Genomic DNA, 17080 nt, shown 5'->3' with positions numbered 1-17080 from the left:
CATCATGATCAAGCATTATTTCATCGCCGCCTGTGCGGCTGTCATGTCGCTGTCCGCCTTCACCGCAGCAGCGCAGACCAATGCCGCCGCACCCTCGGCCGACCAGCAACTGGTGCAGCGTGGCGAGTACCTGGCCAAGGCCGGGGACTGCGTGGCCTGCCACACGGCCAAGGGCGGCAAGCCCTTTGCCGGTGGCCTGGCCATTGCCACGCCCATCGGCACGGTGTATTCCTCCAACATCACGCCGGACAAGGAACACGGCATCGGCAGCTACAGCGAAGAGGATTTCGACCGGGCGCTGCGTCACGGCATCCGCAAGGATGGCGCGTCGCTCTATCCGGCCATGCCGTATCCTTCCTACGCCAAGGTCAAGCCGGCTGACGTGAAGGCGCTCTATGCCTACTTCATGCAGGGCGTACAGGCCGATCCCGCACCCAATCGCGGTGTGGACATCACCTGGCCCTTGTCGATGCGCTGGCCGCTGTCGGTGTGGCGCAAGGTGTTCGCACCGGCAGTGGCGGCCGATGGACCGGAGGACAACAGTCCCCTGGTGCGTGGCCAATACCTGGTCGAAGGCCTGGGTCACTGTGGCGCCTGCCATACCCCGCGCGGCGTGGGCATGCAGGAGAAGGCGCTGTCCAATGACAGCAGCCAGTTCCTCTCGGGTGGCGTGATCGACGGCTACCTGGCCAACAACCTGCGCGGTGACGCCCGCGATGGCCTGGGCAACTGGAGCGAGGCCGACATCGTGGCCTTCCTCAAGACCGGCCGCAACAGCCATTCCGCTGCCTTTGGCGGCATGGCCGATGTGGTGGCCAACAGTACCCAGTACATGACCGGGGAAGATCTCTCGGCCATGGCCAAGTACCTGAAGTCCTTGAAGGCGGTGAAGGAAGGCACGCCAGCCCTGGCCTATGACGACAAGACCCACCAGGCCTTGCGCAAAGGCAGCGACCAGAGCCCGGGCGCCATGGCGTTCCTGAACAACTGCGCGGCCTGCCACCGCAGCAGCGGCAAGGGCTATGAAGAAACCTTCCCGACCCTGGCCTTGTCACCGACGGTCAATGCCGAGAATCCGGCTTCGCTGATCCGCATCGTGCTGGAAGGCGCCGAAATGCCCTGGACCCACAAGGCCCCGACGCAATTCGCGATGCCGGGCTTTGCCAGCCGCCTGTCGGACCAGGAAGTGGCCGATGTCGTCACCTTCATCCGCAGCAGCTGGGGCAACCAGGCGTCGTCGGTGAACGCGTCCGATGTGGCCAAGGTGCGCAAGCAGCTGCCGGAGAAGAAGACGGTGGAGGCGGGCAGTGCGCCGCTGGCCAAGCAGTAAGCGCTAGTCGGCCTGCTGCACCGCTGTAAAGAAAAGCCCGGCGTTCTTGCGAACGCCGGGCTTTCTCTTTGCCGCACAGGATGCAGGGTGAAGCTTTATTCCTTCACCGCGCCCGTCATCCCCGACACGTAATACTCCACGAAGAAGGAATACACCACCGCCACCGGCAGCGAGCCCAGCAGCGCCCCGGCCATCAGTGCGCCCCAGTGGTAGACGTCGCCTTCCACCAGCTCGGTGACGATCCCCACCGGCACCGTCTTTACCTCGGAGGAGGAGATGAAGGTCAGCGCATAGATGAACTCGTTCCACGACAGCGTGAAGGCAAAGATGCCCGCCGAGATCAGGCCCGGCACCGCCAGCGGCAGGATGATCTTGACCAGGATCTCCCAGCGGGTGGCGCCATCGATGAGCGCGCACTCTTCCAGCTCATAGGGAATCGAGCGGAAGTAACCCATCAGCAACCAGGTGCAGAACGGGATCAGGAAGGTTGGATAGGTCAGGATCAGCGCCCAGCGCGTATCGAACAGCCCCAGCTTGAACACGATTGCCGCCAGCGGAATGAACAGGATCGAAGGCGGGATCAGGTAGGCCAGGAAAATGCCCAGCCCGACCTGCTTGGAGCCCTGGAAGCGCAGGCGTTCGATCGCGTAGGCGGCGAAGACGCTGGCCGCCAGCGAGGCGAAGGTCGACACCACCGAGACGATCACCGTGTTGAGCAGCCAGGCCGGATACTGGGTCTGGAACAGCAGCTTCTTGAAGTGCGCCAGCGTCGGGGCAATCACCCAGAAGGGGTTGCCGGTCTGCGAGAGCAATTCATTGTCCGGTTTGAAGGCCGTGATCACCATCCAGTAGAACGGGAACAGCAGCACGAACAGGAAGATCAGCAGCGGAATGTAGATCGTCACCCAGCGGCGCGGTGTCGATTGCAGGAAATCCATACCCTGGGTTTCCTGCTGGTCGTCTTTTTTCTTGGCCATTATTTGTCACCTCCTTGTTGCCAGCCGCGACGTTGCAGGCCGAAATACGAGAACATGATCGCTGCCAGCAGGAAGGGAATCATGTAGGTTGCCAGTGCCGCGCCTTCACCCAGGGCACCGCCCGGAATGGCGCGCTGGAAGGAGAGCGTGGCCATCAGGTGGGTCGCGTTGAGCGGACCGCCACGGGTGAGCACATAGATCAGCTGGAAGTCGGTGAAGGTGAACAGCACCGAGAAGGTCATCACCACCGCGATGATGGGCGTGAGCAAGGGCAGCGTCACATGGCGGAACTGCTGCCAGGGTGTGGCACCGTCAATGGCAGCCGCTTCATAGAGCGACGGCGAGATCGTCTGCAGGCCCGCCAGCAGGGAGATCGCCACGAAGGGAATGCCGCGCCAGACGTTGGCAAAGACGGTGGACCAGCGCGCATTCCACGGGTCGCCCAGGAAGTCGATGTAGCGGTCGATCAGGCCCATCTTGTGCAGGGCCCAGCTGATGACGGAGAACTGCGCGTCATACAGCCACCAGAAGGCCAGGGCCGACAGTGCGGTCGGCACGATCCAGGGCAACAGCACGATGGCGCGGAAGAAGGTCTTCAGCGGCACGTTCTTGTTGAGCAGGATGGCCAGCCACAGGCCCAGTGCGAATTTCAGGATGCTGGCGCTGACCGTGTAGAACACGGTATTGAACAGCGACAGCTGCGCCAGCGAATCGCCGGCCAGGTAAGTGTAGTTGTCCAGGCCGATGAAGCTGCCTTCGCCGCCGATCTTGGTATCGGTGAAGCCCAGCCAGATGCCCAGGCCCAGCGGGTAGGTCAGGAACACCACCAGCAGGATCACGGCCGGGGCCATGAACAGCATGCCCAGTACGTTACGGTTGTTCAGGAATCGGGATAGCATGATGTGCCTCGATGAAAGGGCCGCAAGCCAGGCTTGCGGCCAGTACTGTAGTGACGCGTCGCGATGCGCCAGCGCGGCGGTACCGGGTCGGCAGGCCCTGACAACCTGCCCCTTTGCCCGCTGTCCCGAGGGAACCCGGAGCCGCCTTGCTGACGTTCAGGCTGATGCCATCAGGTCTTGTAGTACCGCTTGGCGCGTTCGGCCGCACGGTCGATGGCCTGCTGCACGGTCTTGGCGCCCGAGGCAGCCTCGGCCACCATGTCCACCACCACGTAGTCCGCCATGCAGGCCGCCGAGGCTTGTCCCAGCGGGCCTTCGTGGCCATGGTCCAGCATCAGCGAGGCCGAGTCGCGATACACGGTGGCCTTCGGGTCGTCGGTCCAGACCGGGTTTTTCTCGTAGGCCTTCAGCGGCTGGCTGACGTAGCCGATGGAGGCCTTCATCCACGGGTTGTACTGGTCCGGCTCGAACATGAATTGCACGAAGGCCTTGGCCGCATTGGGGAACTTGGTGTGCTTGAACACCATCATCTGCGTGATCTGCATCAGCTCGGTGGGCTTGCCGGCCGGGCCGACCGGGAAGTGCGCGTGCTGGGTGTCCTTGGCGATGTCCTGCAGCTTGGGATCGGGCGAATTCTTGGCGGCGTAATACACCGAGATGCCGTTGGCCGTCAGGCTGATCTGGCCATCCAGGTAGGCCTTGTTGTTGGACGGATCCTGCCACGACAGGGTGCCGGGCACGAAGGTGGCATAGAGCTGCTTGGCGTATTCCAGCGCGGCACGGGTCTCGGCCGAGTTGATGGCGACCTGGCCGTTCTTGTCGACCAGCTTGCCGCCATGCGACCACAGCAGCCAGTGCGCCCAGTTGTTGGCATCACCGACGGCCTTGCCCAGGGCGAAGCCGACCGGGGTGTCCTTGGCCTTCAGTGCCTGGCACAGCTTGAGGAAGCCGGCCGTGTCCTTGGGAATGGCATCGAAGCCGGCCGCCTTGATCTGGCTTTCGCGATAGACCAGGGCATTGCCGATCACGCCCAGCGGCAGCGCGATCCACTTGCCGTCCTTGGTGCCGTACTTGCGGCAGACGTCGTACCAGCCGCCATAGCGCTTGCCCAGCGAATCGGCCAGGTCGGTCATGTCGACCAGCTTGGTCGGGTACTGCTGCGGATCGTCGAACCAGCCCAGCACGATGTCCGGACCACTGCCCACGTTGGCGGCCACGGCCGACTTCGGGCGCACGTCTTCCCAGCCTTCGCTGTCGGTACGTACGGCCACGCCGGTCAGTTCGGTGAATTTCTTGACGTTGGCGTTCCACAGGTCTTCATCGCCCTGGACGAAACGCTTCCAGCGCAGGATGCGCAAGGTCGCGCCCTGTTCAATGGGGTACTTGATGCTGTCGGCACCCGCCGCGCCGGGGCCTGCGGCAAAGGCGTTCACGCCCATGCTGGAAGCGGCTGCGGCAGCAGCGCTGGTGACCAGGAATTCGCGTCGTGTCAGCTTGCTCATGTCTCCTACTCCTTCGGTTGAAAGTCGAATTGGACCGCTTTCGAACGGCTGTTCTTGCGGATGGACTCTTTTTCTTGTGATGCTGCGCTACGGGTGGTGCTTGGGTTACTGCAGTGATGGTGCGGTGGATCAGCGGGCCGCCAGCGACTTGCCCGACTCGGCATCGAACAGGTGCGTGCGGCTGTGGTCAGGAACCAGGTGGATCACGTCGCCCGCGCCGAAATCATGGCGCTCGCGGAAGATCGAGGTGAGGCTGGTCTCACCGAAGCGCGAGAACACTTCGGTATCGGCCCCGGTCGGTTCGACCACGATGACCTTGGTGGCGATGCCTTGCCCGGCCGCACCGATGGAGAGGTGCTCGGGGCGCACGCCGTAGGTGACCTTCTGTCCGTCATTGCCCTGCAGGGCGCTGCCATAGGGCGCGGGCACGCGGGTGCCATCGGCGAATTCGACTTCGGCAGCGCCACCGCCACCGTTTCGGCGCAGCGTGGCCGGGATGAAGTTCATCGCGGGCGAGCCGATGAAACCGGCCACGAACAGGTTGGCCGGATGGTCGTACAGGTCCAGCGGACGGCCACGCTGTTCCACCAGGCCATCGCGCATGACCACGATCTGGTCAGCCATGGTCATGGCTTCGATCTGGTCGTGGGTCACGTAGATGGAGGTGGTCTTCAAGCGCTGGTGCAGTTCCTTGATTTCGGTGCGCATCTGCACGCGCAGCTTGGCATCGAGGTTGGAGAGCGGTTCGTCGAACAGGAACACCTGTGGATCGCGCACGATGGCGCGGCCCATCGCCACACGCTGGCGCTGGCCGCCCGAGAGCTGGCGCGGATAGCGGTCCAGCAGCTGGTTCAGGCCGAGGATGTCGGCGGCCTTCTTGACGCGCTCGTCGACGAAGGACTTGTCCTTCTTGGCCAGGGTGAGCGAGAAGGCCATGTTGTCGCGCACCGTCATGTGCGGATAGAGCGCGTAGTTCTGGAACACCATGGCGATGTCGCGGTCCTTGGGCTGGACGTTGTTGACCACGGTGCCGCCGATGAGGATCTCGCCGCCGGTGATTTCCTCCAGCCCCGCCAGCATGCGCAGCAGCGTCGACTTGCCGCAGCCGGACGGACCGACCAGGACGGTGAATTCGCCATCGGCGATATCGATGTCGACGCCCCGGATGATCTGGGTGCTGCCGAACTGTTTCTTGACTGCGCGGATCTGTACTGATGCCATCAAATGCTCCTCGTGTCTATCCTCGTATCGACGCTGCGGAACCGGTTCCAGGCGGAGCCGTTCACAACGCACTTTGTTCAGGCACGTCCTGTGGAGGGACGCGTGGAAGATCCTGCCGGTCTTCCTTTTTTTCGTTGTCTACACTGATGCTGCGCCGGCTGGCGGCCGGCGCGGTGCTGCGTTGGCGCCCCGTTGTCGGGGGGATTGTTTTGACTTATTGGTTCTTGCCTTGGACGACGACATAGGAAGGCCGTCCGTTGCGGTCCCAGTCGATCAGGTTCTGGGCCGCCTTGCGCCGCAGTTCGCGCGCTGCGACATCCGAGAAGAAGGCCGCGTGCGGCGACAATAGCACACGTGGATGCTGCACGATAGCCGAGGCCGTCTGCGGCGGCTCCACCGGCAGCACATCCAGCGCCGCGCCCTTGAGCTTGCCGTTTTCCAGCGCGGCCAGCAGGTCGTCGATCTGGATGAGGCCGCCGCGAGCGGAGTTCACCAGATAGCTCTGCGGCTGCAGCAGGTTGAGCAGCGAGGCATCGATCATGTTGCGCGTCTCGTCGTTCAGGGGCGTATGCAGCGACACCACATGCGCTTGACGGAACAGTTCCTCTCGGCTCACGCGCTCCACATAAGCAGGGAAGTCGCCATCGATGATGTAGGGATCATAGGCAATGACGCGCTTGAAGAGATTGCGCGAGATATGCGCCATGCGCTTGCCGATGCGGCCCAGTCCGATGATGCCGATGGTCAGCTCGGAGGCGCGCGGAATGATGCCGGCCGTGGTGTAGTGCCATTCACCGGCCTTGACCGCACGGTCATAGACGGTGATGTTGCGGATCAGGTCCAGTGCCATGGCCAGCGCATGGGTGGCCACTTCGCCCACGCCATAGTCGGGCGAGTTGGCGACCCACACGCCGTGTGCTGCGGCGTCGGCCGTGTTGATGGTATCGAAGCCGGCACCATAGCGGCTGGCGATGCGGATCTCAGGGCGGGCTGCGAAGACCTTGGCGTTCACCGGTGCGTATTGCACCAAGAGGCCCTGGCATCCTGCGGAGGCGGCGATCACCTCCTCTTCCGTGCGGCATTGCGCGGTCACGACTTCCACACCGGCTTCCTTGTAGAGCGCAAGCTCCAGGTCGACGTCGGGGAAATCGTAGTCCGTAATCAGTACTTTCATTGCTCGTCTCCGTGATGGTTGTCTTGGTCCACCTGATGCAACTACTTCCTGGAACACGGCCGCCGCTTGTGTGGCTGTACCGTGGTCCCGGGGTACGACGGATGCTGGTATTAAGATGAATTTAATGCTGTTTCAATGACCCTTAACTTTTACTTAATGCTGCTTTTTTGAAGCCTGTGATGCTTGAAACGTTGCTGCAGGTGGAATTCGGTCTGGCCGCTTGGCTTTAAACATGTTTGCTGCCCTTGCCGCCGTTGCAGGAGGCAAGGGCAGGCCGGTTCAGTGATTGTCCTTGGGCACGTAAGGTCCGCTCTTGCCGACCAGGAAATCGAGGTCCGCGCCCTGGTTGGCCTGCTGCACGTGATCGACGTAGAGCTTGACCCAGCCGCGCTGCATCTGCGGCGGCAATTCGGGCTTGCTCCACTGCGCACGGCGGCGCGCCAGTTCTTCGTCCGACACATCCAGGTGCAGCTTGCGCGCCTCCACATCGAGTTCGATGAAGTCGCCGTTCTGCACCAGCGCCAGCGGACCGCCGGCGGCCGCTTCCGGCGAGACGTGCAGCACCACGGTACCGTAGGCAGTGCCGCTCATGCGCGCATCCGAGACACGCACCATGTCCGTGATGCCTTTGCGCAGAACCTTTGGCGGCAGCGGCATGTTGCCCGCTTCGGCCATGCCGGGGTAACCCTTGGGACCGCAGTTCTTGAGCACCAGCACGCAGGTTTCATCGACATCCAGGTTCTCGTCATCGATGCGCTTGTGCAGGTCGTCGCTGTTTTCGAAGACCACGGCACGGCCGCGATGCTTGAGCAGGGCAGGGGTGGCAGCCGACGGCTTGATCACGGCACCGTCCGGGGCCAGGTTGCCCTTGAGGATGGCGATGCCGGCCGCTTCCTTGAAGGGCTGGTCGAAGCTGCGGATGACTTCCGGATTCCAGTTCGGTGCATCCTGGCAGTTCTCCCACAGGGTCTTGCCGTTGGCGGTCAGGGCGGTCTTGTCGATCACGCTTTCCAGCTGGCGGATCACCGCCGGCAGGCCACCGGCATAGTAGAAATCTTCCATCAGGAATTTGCCCGAGGGCTGCAGGTCCAGCAGGCAGGGCAGTTGCTGGCCGATGTCGTCCCAATCCTTCAGGTCGAGCTTGATGCCGATGCGGCCGGCAATGGCCAGCAGGTGGATCACCGCATTGGTGGAGCCGCCGATGGCGGCGTTGACGCGAATGGCGTTCTCGAAGGCCTGGCGGGTGAGGATCTTGGAGAGCACCAGGTCTTCGTCCACCATCTGCACGATGCGGCGGCCGGCGTTGCGTGCCAGCACGTTGCGGCGCGCATCGACGGCCGGAATGGCGGCGTTGTGCGGCAGGCCCACGCCCAGCGCCTCGACCATGCTGGCCATGGTGGAGGCCGTGCCCATGGTCATGCAGTGGCCGTGCGAGCGGTGCATGCAGCTCTCGGCTTCAAAGAATTCTTCCTGCGTCATCTTGCCGGCGCGCACGTCTTCCGACATCTGCCACACGCCCGTACCGGAACCCAGTTCACGGCCACGGTATTTGCCCGAGAGCATCGGGCCGCCCGACACGCCGATGGTCGGCACATCGACGGAAGCCGCGCCCATCAGCAGCGCCGGCGTGGTCTTGTCGCAGCCCATGAGCAGCACCACGCCATCGAGCGGATTGGCGCGGATCGACTCTTCCACATCCATGCTGGCCAGGTTGCGGTAGAGCATGGCGGTCGGGCGCAGCAGGGTTTCGCCCAGCGACATCACCGGGAACTCCAGCGGGAAACCGCCGGCTTCCCAGATGCCGATCTTGACCTGTTCGGCCAGGGCGCGGAAGTGCGAATTGCAGGGGGTCAGTTCGGAATAGGTATTGCAGATGCCGATCACCGGACGGCCATCGAACTGGTCGTGCGGGATGCCGCGGTTCTTCACCCAGGAGCGGTAGATGAACCCATCGCGGTCCTGGCGGCCAAACCAGGCCTGGCTGCGGCGGGTGGATTTTTTCTTGGTGTCGTCAGTCATTGTCGTTTCCCTGGCAAGGTGCGTGCGCAAGCGCGCACTGCATTCCTTGCCCTGCTTCATGCGATCCATGGGCTGCCGGCCGGATGTGGCCAGCAGTGCCGTTCAATGCTTGCTGCCTGCGCGCACCTGGACTTTGTCAAACTCAGGCGAAAGCGCGCGCGGCGACGGGATGACTGTCGCCCTGGTCAAAGAAATAGCGGGAAAAATCAATCAGCAGGAAGGCCAGCAGGGACCCGAACGCAGAGCAGCGATGCAGGGCACGGCGCGCACGCACGCTGGAGGCGGTGGCGGCGCAGCGCGCCTGCGCCCAGCCGGCCGGCGTCCTGCGGTTCACATGCGATGCTGTGCCTGGATGTGCCAATGGGATGTCTCCGTTGCCTGGAGCCGCCGGCAGGTGCCATGGCGGCTGGGTCTGTGCCGTCCGTTCTGCCCTGCGGCCTGCCCCGTCCCCGACGGTGGCATGGCACGTAGAAGCGACGTGACTTGTGTAATTGGCTGCGAGTCTATTGCAGCCGGATTTGTTTGGTCAAGTGGTAATACCAGATCGCGAGAAAGCTTTTTGTCAGCATGGTGCGGCTGGCTTTTTACGTCGCCGCTGCAACATGCAGTAAAACACACTGCCAGCCTGAAAGCCAGAGCCGGCAAGGGTTTGCGACGGGCTATTAATGTTGCATGGCACCAAGGATGAATTTTTTTGATCCATTCGATTCATCCTTGACACTGCTTGGGTGATGTGAAATTCTAGCCTCCGCTGGTCAGACCACATGACCTCTGCGCGACTCATCCCAAAGCGGGGGCGCGGCCAGCAGCATGATGCAGCGTCACCGGCCCGGTCCGGATTACAAGAACAAGCAGCAAGGCATGAGACCTGCGCAACAGAGACAACACAGGAGACCAGCGGGGGGGATCCCTTCCGCATGGCCAATCACTCCGGCGCTCCCCGCAGGTCAGAGAAGCGGTAACGAAAGTCCTTTGCCAAAACGTTAGCCGCACCCCATTGCGCGCAATAAGCCGCAGACGACAACGGAGGAGACCATGCAGTTGACCCGCAGAACCTTGTTCAAGACCATCCTGGCCGCCAGCGCGGCCTGCACCGTCCTGGCCGCCCCGGCGGCCTTTGCCGCCTGGCCCGAACGTCCGGTCACGCTGATCGTGCCCTGGGGCGCCGGCGGCGGTACCGATGCCACCGCCCGCATCATCGGCGCCTTGCTGGAGAAGGACCTGGGCCAGCCGGTCAACGTGGTCAATCGCACCGGCGGCAATGGTGCGGTGGGCCACCAGGCCATCGCCAGTGCCACGCCGGATGGCTACACCATCGGCATCGCCACGGTGGAGATTTCGATGATGCACCACCAGGGCCTGACCAAGCTGACCCCGCGTGACCTCACGCCTCTGGCGCTGATGAACTTCGACCCGGCCGCGCTGACCGTGAGCAACGATTCGCCCTACAAGAACTTCGACGACCTGCTCAAGGCCATCAAGGCCAATCCCGGCAAGCTCAAGGCGTCCGGCACCGGGCAGGGCGGCATCTGGCACCTGGGCCTGGCCGGCATGTTGAACGACCTCAAGGTGGCGCCCAATGCGGTGCGCTTCGTGCCCTCCAACGGCGCTGCGCCGGCCATGGTGGACCTGGCTGCGGGTGGGGTGGACATCGTCGCAGCCTCGCTGCCGGAAGCGCGTTCGCTGATCGACGCCGGCAAGGCCACGCCATTGGTGATCATGGCCAATGAGCCGGCGGCGCTCTATCCCAAGGTGCCCACGCTCAAGAGCCTGACCGGCAGCAGCTGGACCAATGGCGCCTGGCGCGGCATCGTCGGGCCCAAGGGCTTGCCGGCCGATGTGCAGGGCAAGCTCTCGGCCAGCCTCAAGAAGATCTACGACAGCAAGGAATACAAGGACTTCATGAGCGGACGCGGCTTCGGTACCCAGTATGCCGATGCCGCCGAGTTCGGCAAGTTCATGGACAAGAGCGACGAGGACATGGGCGCCATCCTCAAGACCCTGGGCATGGCCCGGTAAGCAGCCGGAAGCAGGCTGCCGACAGGGCGGCTAACTGGCTGCCAACTGCCCTGGAGCGGGCGCATTGACGGCATGTCGATGCGCCTGCCTTGCTCCCTTCACCGTGCTCTTCGTTTCGGGACCGTTCCATGAAAATCAATGATGCCTTGTCCGGGCTGCTGATCGCTGTCCTTGCGGTGGTGCTCTGGATCGCTTCTTCCCGCCTGCCTGCGATGGGGCAGGATATCGGGCCCAATGTGTTTCCGCAGGCGCTGGCCGGCGGATTGATGATCTGCGCCGTGCTGCTGGTGTTGCGTGGCCTGCGCGGTTTGCAGCAGGCGCGGGCTGCGCGCAGTGCGCCCGGCTCGCGCATTGCCACCATCGGCGCCGATGACCAGGATGCGCGCTGGTTCACGCTGCCTGACTGGTTCCGCAGCGGCCGTGCGGTGTTGGCCTTCCTGCTGATTCCGCTGTCACTGGTGTTCTACATCCGGGTTTCGGAACCCCTGGGATTCCTGCCGACGGCCTTCGTGCTGCTGCTGGTGCTGTTCCTGACTTTCCGCACCCGCGTGATGGTGGCACTGCCGGTGGCCCTGGCCAGTGCGCTGCTGATCCACACCATCTTCTACAAACTGCTCAAGGTGCCCCTGCCCTGGGGCATCCTCACGCCCCTGGCCTGGTAAGGAGACGACATGCTTGCTAACCTCTATGCCGCACTGGCGATGGTGTTTGATCCCTACGTGCTGGCGGTGATCCTCGGTTCCTCCATCTTCGGCCTCTTCATGGGGGCGGTGCCCGGCCTGTCCGCGACCATGGCGGTAGCACTGCTGGTGCCGGTGACCTTCTTCATGCCGCCGGTACCGGCCATCGCGGCCATGGTCTCGGCTACGGCCATGGCGATCTTCTCGGGCGACATTCCCGGCTGCCTGCTGCGCATTCCCGGCACGCCCTCATCGGCTGCCTATACCGACGAAGCCTATGCCATGACCATGAAAGGGCAGGGCGAGATTGCGCTCGGTGCCAGCCTGGTGTTCTCGGTCATCGGCGGCTTGTTCGGTACCTTGGTCCTGATTTTCTCGGCACCGGCGCTGGCCGAGCTGGCGCTGAAATTCTCCTCCTTCGAATATTTCTGGCTGGTGCTGCTGGGCCTGACCTGCGCCATCTTCATCGCCTCCGACAATCCCTTGAAGGGCTTCGTCTCGCTGTTCCTGGGCATGTTCATCGCCTCCATCGGCATGGGCAACCCGGCCGGTGCGCCCCGCTTCACCTTCGACCAGCCCGACCTGCTGGGCGGGGTATCGCTGGTGCCGCTGATGGTCGGCATGTTCGCCATGTCCGAAGTGCTGCGCTTCGCGGTCTCGCGCGACTTCACCATGAAGGTCGCGGAAAGCCGCGTCGGCAACGTCTTCAAGGGCATGTGGGGGCTGATGGTCAAGTATCCGAAATCGGTCTTGCGCGGCAGCGTCCTCGGGACCCTGGTCGGTGCGCTGCCCGGCGCGGGCGCTGACATCGCGGCCTGGATGTCCTATGCGATGAGCAAGAAGATGTCCAAGGAGCCCGAGAAATTCGGCACCGGCCATCCGGAAGGCATCGTCGAATCGGGTGCGGCCAACAATTCGGCGCTGGCCGGGGCCTGGATTCCGGCGCTGGTGTTCGGCATCCCGGGGGATTCGATCACCGCCATCGTCATCGGCGTGCTCTACATGAAGAACCTCAATCCGGGGCCGATGATCTTCGTCGACAACCCGGTGTCGATGTATGCCATCTTCCTGGTCTTCATCCTCGCCAACCTGCTGATGCTGCCGCTGGGCTTCTGGTGCATCAAGATGGCCAAGCGCATCCTCTCCATCCCGCGCGGCATCTTGATGCCCCTGATCCTGCTGTTCTGCGTGGTCGGCTCCTATGCGACCAACAACAGCGTCACCGACGTGGGCATCATGCTGGTGTTCGGCCTGCTGGCCTACGTGATGGAAGAGAACGGTTTCCCGGTGGCGCCGGCGGTATTGGGCGTGGTCCTGGGCGGGATGCTGGAAGAACATTTCGTGACCTCGATGATCAAGTCCGACGGCCAGTTCCTGGCCTTCTTCGAGCGCCCCATCGCCGGGACGCTGGGCGTGATCACGCTGCTGCTGTGGTTGCTGCCGCTGGTGCTCAAGCTGGTGCGCAGGAAGCCGCTGGCCCTGGCCTGAGGTGAAAAGAATTCAATCGATGATTCAAGCAAGGAAAGGTGCTTCCATGGCAATGCCCGAACGTTTCTCCGCTGACGCCCTGCGTCAGTTCGGCTCCACCCTGTTGCAGCGCGCAGGCCTCGAGGCCGCCAAGGCCGACAGCGTCGCCGCCACCCTGGTCGACGGCGACCTGCTGGGCCACGACACGCACGGCCTGGCCCTGCTGGCCCCCTACGTCAAGGAACTGGAAAAGGGCAGCATGGCCAAGAGCGGCCAGCCCGAGGTGCTCTCGGAGCGTGCCGCCGCGCTGGCCTGGGATGGCCGCCGCCTGCCCGGCCCGTGGCTGGTGCACCAGGGCATCGATGCCTTGATCCCCAAGGCGCGCGACTATGGCACCGCTTCACTGACCATTCACCACAGCCATCACATCGCCTGCCTGGCCGCCTATCTGCTGCGTGCCACGCAAGAGGGCTTCATGATGATCCTGGCCAGCTCGGACCCGGCAGTGCAGAGCGTGGCGCCCTTTGGTGGGACGCAGGCGGTGTTTACGCCCAATCCGATTGCGGCCGGCATTCCCACTTCCGGCACGCCCTTCCTGGTCGACATCTCGGCCTCCATCACCACCAACGGCATGAGCAACCGGCTGCACAAGGCCGGCAAGCAGTTCGAGGAAGAATGGCTCATCGATGGCGCCGGCCATCCCAGCCGCGACCCGGCCGTGCTCGCGGCCACGCCACCGGGCACCATCCTGCCGTTGGGCGGGCTCTCGGCAGGGCACAAGGGCTTCGGCCTGGCGGTGCTGATCGAGGCGCTGACCGGAGGCCTGTCCGGTTTCGGGCGTGCCGATCCGGCAGCGGGCTGGGGGGCGACGGTGTTCATGTCGCTCTATGATCCCTCGGCCTTCGGCGGCGAGCAGGACTTCAAGCGCCAGATGGATCACATCGCCCAGGCCTGCCGCAGCAATCCTCCGCGCCCCGGCGTGGGCCAGGTGCGCATGCCCGGCGACCGTGGCATGCAGCGCCGCGCCGAGCAGCTGGCGCAAGGCGTGGCCTTGCACCCGACCATTGCGCCCATGCTGCGCGAGGCCGGTGCCGCCTACGATCTGGAGTTTCCCGCGACCCTCGGCTGAGGACCACCATGCCCATCGAAGCGATCGAACCGCAGCGCTTGTACCGGCAGATCAGCGACCAGTTGCGCAAGCTGATCGTGGAAGGAGAGTTCGCCGTCGGCTCACGCCTGCCGTCCGAGCGTGAACTGTCGGTGCAGCTGGGCGTGAGCCGGCCTTCGCTGCGCGAAGCGCTCATCGCGCTGGAGGTGGAGGGCTATATCGAAGTACGCATGGGCTCGGGCATCTATGTCTGCGCGCCGCCCATGCAGCGTGAACTGCGGCACGACCTGTCGGGCGAGGAAGGACCACTGGAACTGCTGCGTGCGCGCGAAATGATCGAAGGCGAAGTGGCCTATGCCGCCGTCCAGCATGGCAGCAAGCAGCAGATTGCCGCCGTGGAGGAAGCCTATGCCCTCATGATCGCGCATACGGAGGCGGGCATCGATCCGCTGGAAGCCGACCGCCTCTTCCACATCCGCCTGGCCGAAGCCACCGGCAACAGCGTGCTGGTCGGATTGGTCACGCAGCTCTTCGATGCCCGCCTGGGGCCGCTGTTCGAGCGCCTGCACAGCCACTTTGACGGCACTCGCGTGTGGCAGGAAGCCATCGAGGAACACGGCCTCATCATGCAGGCGCTGCGCGAACGCAATCCCGAGCAGGCGCGTGCAGCCATGCGGCGACACATGGATATCGCCTTCACGCGCTACAGCGCCAACCTGATCCGGGAATACGGCAACCGCCAGCAACAGGAGAGCGCGCCGCGCAAACGGCCCGCCCGCAAGACGTCGCTTCAGTTGAAGTAGGTGCGCGCCATTTCGAAGCGGCGCGAGAAATAGGGATTGTCCATGCGCGTGATGTGCACCTTGCCATTGGTGGAGGGCGCATGCACGAAGCGGCCATCGCCGAGATAGATGCCCACGTGCGAGAAGGGACGGTTCTGGGTATTGAAGAACACCAGGTCGCCCGCGCGCAATTGGGAAGGATCGATCTGGCGGCCCTGGCGGGCGATATCGGCGGCACTGCCAGCGATGCGGTAATTGGCGGCCTGGCCGAAGATGTAGCTGACCATGCCGCTGCAATCGAGACCGGCCGACGGATTCTTGCCGCCGAAGCGGTAGCCGGTATCGATCAGCGAGAGCGCATAGAGCGCCACTTCATTGCCATTGTCGGTGGCCGGCAGCGCCGGTGCCTGCGATTGCGGGGCACCGGGCAGCCGGGCGATGGGGGGCGCGGTCGGCGTCGTGCCGCAGGCGGCCAGTACCAGTGCCGCACACACTGCGGCCAGCGCCGAGCGGGAAGAGGGCACAGCGGCCCCGTGCGTCAATGCCATCCTTGCGCGCCCCGTCATCGCTTACTTCCCGATCTTGGCCAGGACGTCTTCCAGCATGGAGAACATCTGGTCGATCTCTTCCTTGGTCACGTTCAGGGCCGGCATGAAACGCAGCAGGTTGGGGCGCGGCGAGTTCAGCAGCAGGCCCACCGGTTCCAGGTTGCGTGCGGCTTCGACGATCTGCGGGCCGATGTCGCTGCCCAGTTGCAGGGCGCGCAGCAGGCCTTCGCCACGCTCGCCTTCAAAGCCATACTTCTCGGAGATTTCCAGGGAACGCTGGCGCAGGTACTGGCCGCGCTCGCGCACCGATTCCATGAAGCCGGGCTTCAACAGTTCCTTGATCACGGCCACGCCCACGGCGGTCATCAGCGGGTTGCCGTTGTAGGTGCCGCCCTGTTCGCCGGCTTCGAAGCAGGCGATTTCTTCACGCGCCAGCAGGGCGGCCAGCGGCACGCCGCCGCCGATGCCCTTGGCCAGGGTCATGATGTCCGGTTCGATGCCGGAGTGCTGGTAGGCGAACAGCTGGCCGGTGCGGCCCATGCCGGCCTGGACTTCATCGACGATCAGCAGCAGGTTCTTTTCCTTGGTCAGGCGGCGCAGGCCTTGCATGAATTCCTTGGTCGCCGGGATGACGCCGCCTTCGCCCTGTACCGGCTCCAGCATCACGGCCACGGTGTGGCTGCCGATCAGCGCTTCGACGCTGGCCAGGTCGTTCAGGATGGCCTTGGGGAAGCCCGGTACCTGCGGGGCGAACATGGTGTCCCAGCCATCCTTGCCGCTGGCCGACATGGTGGCCAGGGTACGGCCGTGGAAGCTGTGCTTGAAGGTGATGATCTCGAAGCGCGAGGAGCCATCGGCGGCCGGGTTCTTCTTGCCCCACTTGCGGGCCAGCTTGATGGCGCCTTCGTTGGCTTCGGCACCGCTGTTGGCGAAGAACACGCGGTCGAACACCGAGTTGGCCGTCAGCAGCTCGGCCAGTTCCATCGAGGGCGCGTTGTAGAAGGCCGGCGACGGGTTGATCAGCTTCTTGCTCTGGGCGTTGAGCGCGTCGGCGATACATTGCGGCGAATGGCCCAGGGTGTTCACCGCCCAGCCTTGCAGGTAGTCGAGATAGCGCTTGCCGTTATGGTCGGTCAGCCACATGCCGTGGCCTTCCGTGAAGACCAGCTCGGGGCGGTTGGTGACATACATCAGCTTGTTGGTGTCGGACTGGTTCAATTGCATCGAGAGGCTCCTGCAAGAATAGGGTGGTTGGGAGGGTGGTGCAGACCGTTGCTGACACATGAGCACTAAGCGCTAGGCGGCAGGCGCACGACAGACCCAAAATGGCGAATAAAAAAAAGCCACAGGGTTT

General features: G+C 63.8%; 15 protein-coding genes. 6 read left to right on the top strand and 9 right to left on the bottom strand.

Annotated elements, in window-relative coordinates:
- The first annotated feature begins 4 nt into the window (after positions 1 to 4).
- Entirely contained in the window at positions 5 to 1330 is a 1326-nt protein-coding gene (locus tag FYB76_RS13490) for a cytochrome c (protein WP_195724639.1), read from the top strand.
- Between the two features lie 95 nt (positions 1331 to 1425).
- On the opposite strand, the gene FYB76_RS13485 is transcribed toward FYB76_RS13490, so the two are convergent.
- The 7 genes from FYB76_RS13485 to FYB76_RS13455 form a co-directional block, all read right to left on the bottom strand.
- Entirely contained in the window at positions 1426 to 2307 is an 882-nt protein-coding gene (locus FYB76_RS13485; protein ID WP_088754895.1) for a carbohydrate ABC transporter permease, read from the bottom strand.
- On the bottom strand, positions 2307 to 3206 hold the full coding sequence (locus tag FYB76_RS13480; RefSeq protein ID WP_039784562.1) for a carbohydrate ABC transporter permease: 900 nt from the start codon (positions 3204 to 3206) through the stop codon (positions 2307 to 2309). Before FYB76_RS13480 ends, FYB76_RS13485 begins: the two co-directional genes overlap by 1 nt.
- A 170-nt stretch (positions 3207 to 3376) precedes the next feature.
- Complete coding sequence (locus tag FYB76_RS13475; RefSeq protein WP_088754896.1) at positions 3377 to 4708, bottom strand: ABC transporter substrate-binding protein; 1332 nt, start codon at positions 4706 to 4708, stop codon at positions 3377 to 3379.
- A gap of 129 nt (positions 4709 to 4837) precedes the next feature.
- A complete protein-coding gene (locus tag FYB76_RS13470; protein WP_088754897.1) occupies positions 4838 to 5929 on the bottom strand; it encodes an ABC transporter ATP-binding protein in 1092 nt (363 codons plus the stop codon).
- Positions 5930 to 6143: 214 nt separating this feature from the next.
- On the bottom strand, positions 6144 to 7103 hold the full coding sequence (locus FYB76_RS13465) for a C-terminal binding protein (protein WP_088754898.1): 960 nt from the start codon (positions 7101 to 7103) through the stop codon (positions 6144 to 6146).
- A gap of 279 nt (positions 7104 to 7382) precedes the next feature.
- On the bottom strand, positions 7383 to 9122 hold the full coding sequence (locus FYB76_RS13460; RefSeq protein ID WP_088754996.1) for an IlvD/Edd family dehydratase: 1740 nt from the start codon (positions 9120 to 9122) through the stop codon (positions 7383 to 7385).
- Positions 9123 to 9264: 142 nt separating this feature from the next.
- On the bottom strand, positions 9265 to 9456 hold the full coding sequence (locus FYB76_RS13455; protein WP_154133950.1) for a hypothetical protein: 192 nt from the start codon (positions 9454 to 9456) through the stop codon (positions 9265 to 9267).
- Positions 9457 to 10157: 701 nt separating this feature from the next.
- Here FYB76_RS13455 and FYB76_RS13450 point away from each other — a divergent pair.
- The 5 genes from FYB76_RS13450 (at position 10158) to FYB76_RS13430 (ending at position 15199) form a co-directional block, all read left to right on the top strand.
- Positions 10158 to 11141 (top strand): tripartite tricarboxylate transporter substrate binding protein, encoded by a 984-nt coding sequence (locus FYB76_RS13450; protein ID WP_154133949.1) that lies wholly within the window; start codon positions 10158 to 10160, stop codon positions 11139 to 11141.
- A 128-nt stretch (positions 11142 to 11269) separates the two neighbouring features.
- Positions 11270 to 11803, top strand: coding sequence for a tripartite tricarboxylate transporter TctB family protein (locus FYB76_RS13445; protein ID WP_088754900.1), 534 nt, complete (start codon positions 11270 to 11272; stop codon positions 11801 to 11803).
- A 9-nt stretch (positions 11804 to 11812) separates the two neighbouring features.
- Positions 11813 to 13309, top strand: coding sequence for a tripartite tricarboxylate transporter permease (locus FYB76_RS13440; RefSeq protein WP_154133948.1), 1497 nt, complete (start codon positions 11813 to 11815; stop codon positions 13307 to 13309).
- 46 nt (positions 13310 to 13355) lie between these two features.
- The gene (locus FYB76_RS13435) at positions 13356 to 14417 is read left to right on the top strand and encodes an Ldh family oxidoreductase (RefSeq protein ID WP_154133947.1); all 1062 of its coding nucleotides are present in this window, start codon (positions 13356 to 13358) and stop codon (positions 14415 to 14417) included.
- 8 nt (positions 14418 to 14425) lie between these two features.
- Complete coding sequence (locus FYB76_RS13430) at positions 14426 to 15199, top strand: FadR/GntR family transcriptional regulator (protein ID WP_088754903.1); 774 nt, start codon at positions 14426 to 14428, stop codon at positions 15197 to 15199.
- On the opposite strand, the gene FYB76_RS13425 is transcribed toward FYB76_RS13430, so the two are convergent.
- Positions 15187 to 15726: a C40 family peptidase gene (locus FYB76_RS13425; protein ID WP_167386291.1), complete on the bottom strand. Its 540-nt coding sequence runs from the start codon at positions 15724 to 15726 to the stop codon at positions 15187 to 15189. The two genes, FYB76_RS13430 and FYB76_RS13425, sit on opposite strands and share 13 nt — an antisense overlap.
- A 21-nt stretch (positions 15727 to 15747) precedes the next feature.
- Positions 15748 to 16950: an acetylornithine transaminase gene (locus tag FYB76_RS13420; RefSeq protein ID WP_154133946.1), complete on the bottom strand. Its 1203-nt coding sequence runs from the start codon at positions 16948 to 16950 to the stop codon at positions 15748 to 15750.
- Between the last annotated feature and the right edge of the window lie 130 nt (positions 16951 to 17080).

It is taken from the genome of Herbaspirillum sp. CAH-3, from assembly GCF_009668275.1.
Classification (GTDB): Bacteria; Pseudomonadota; Gammaproteobacteria; order Burkholderiales; family Burkholderiaceae_D; genus Herbaspirillum; species Herbaspirillum aquaticum.
Note: the sequence above shows the minus strand (reverse complement) of the source record. Positions and strands in the feature narration are given on the sequence as shown.

Bases quoted from the DNA above. Each gene is read 5' to 3' on its own strand.
- FYB76_RS13490 (WP_195724639.1), top strand. From the start codon at position 5: ATGATCAAGCATTATTTCATCGCCGCCTGTGCGGCTGTCATGTCGCTG.
- FYB76_RS13485 (WP_088754895.1), bottom strand. From the start codon at position 2,307: ATGGCCAAGAAAAAAGACGACCAGCAGGAAACCCAGGGTATGGATTTC.
- FYB76_RS13480 (WP_039784562.1), bottom strand. From the start codon at position 3,206: ATGCTATCCCGATTCCTGAACAACCGTAACGTACTGGGCATGCTGTTC.
- FYB76_RS13475 (WP_088754896.1), bottom strand. From the start codon at position 4,708: ATGAGCAAGCTGACACGACGCGAATTCCTGGTCACCAGCGCTGCTGCC.
- FYB76_RS13470 (WP_088754897.1), bottom strand. From the start codon at position 5,929: ATGGCATCAGTACAGATCCGCGCAGTCAAGAAACAGTTCGGCAGCACC.
- FYB76_RS13465 (WP_088754898.1), bottom strand. From the start codon at position 7,103: ATGAAAGTACTGATTACGGACTACGATTTCCCCGACGTCGACCTGGAG.
- FYB76_RS13460 (WP_088754996.1), bottom strand. From the start codon at position 9,122: ATGACTGACGACACCAAGAAAAAATCCACCCGCCGCAGCCAGGCCTGG.
- FYB76_RS13450 (WP_154133949.1), top strand. From the start codon at position 10,158: ATGCAGTTGACCCGCAGAACCTTGTTCAAGACCATCCTGGCCGCCAGC.
- FYB76_RS13445 (WP_088754900.1), top strand. From the start codon at position 11,270: ATGAAAATCAATGATGCCTTGTCCGGGCTGCTGATCGCTGTCCTTGCG.
- FYB76_RS13440 (WP_154133948.1), top strand. From the start codon at position 11,813: ATGCTTGCTAACCTCTATGCCGCACTGGCGATGGTGTTTGATCCCTAC.
- FYB76_RS13435 (WP_154133947.1), top strand. From the start codon at position 13,356: ATGGCAATGCCCGAACGTTTCTCCGCTGACGCCCTGCGTCAGTTCGGC.
- FYB76_RS13430 (WP_088754903.1), top strand. From the start codon at position 14,426: ATGCCCATCGAAGCGATCGAACCGCAGCGCTTGTACCGGCAGATCAGC.
- FYB76_RS13425 (WP_167386291.1), bottom strand. From the start codon at position 15,726: ATGGCATTGACGCACGGGGCCGCTGTGCCCTCTTCCCGCTCGGCGCTG.
- FYB76_RS13420 (WP_154133946.1), bottom strand. From the start codon at position 16,950: ATGCAATTGAACCAGTCCGACACCAACAAGCTGATGTATGTCACCAAC.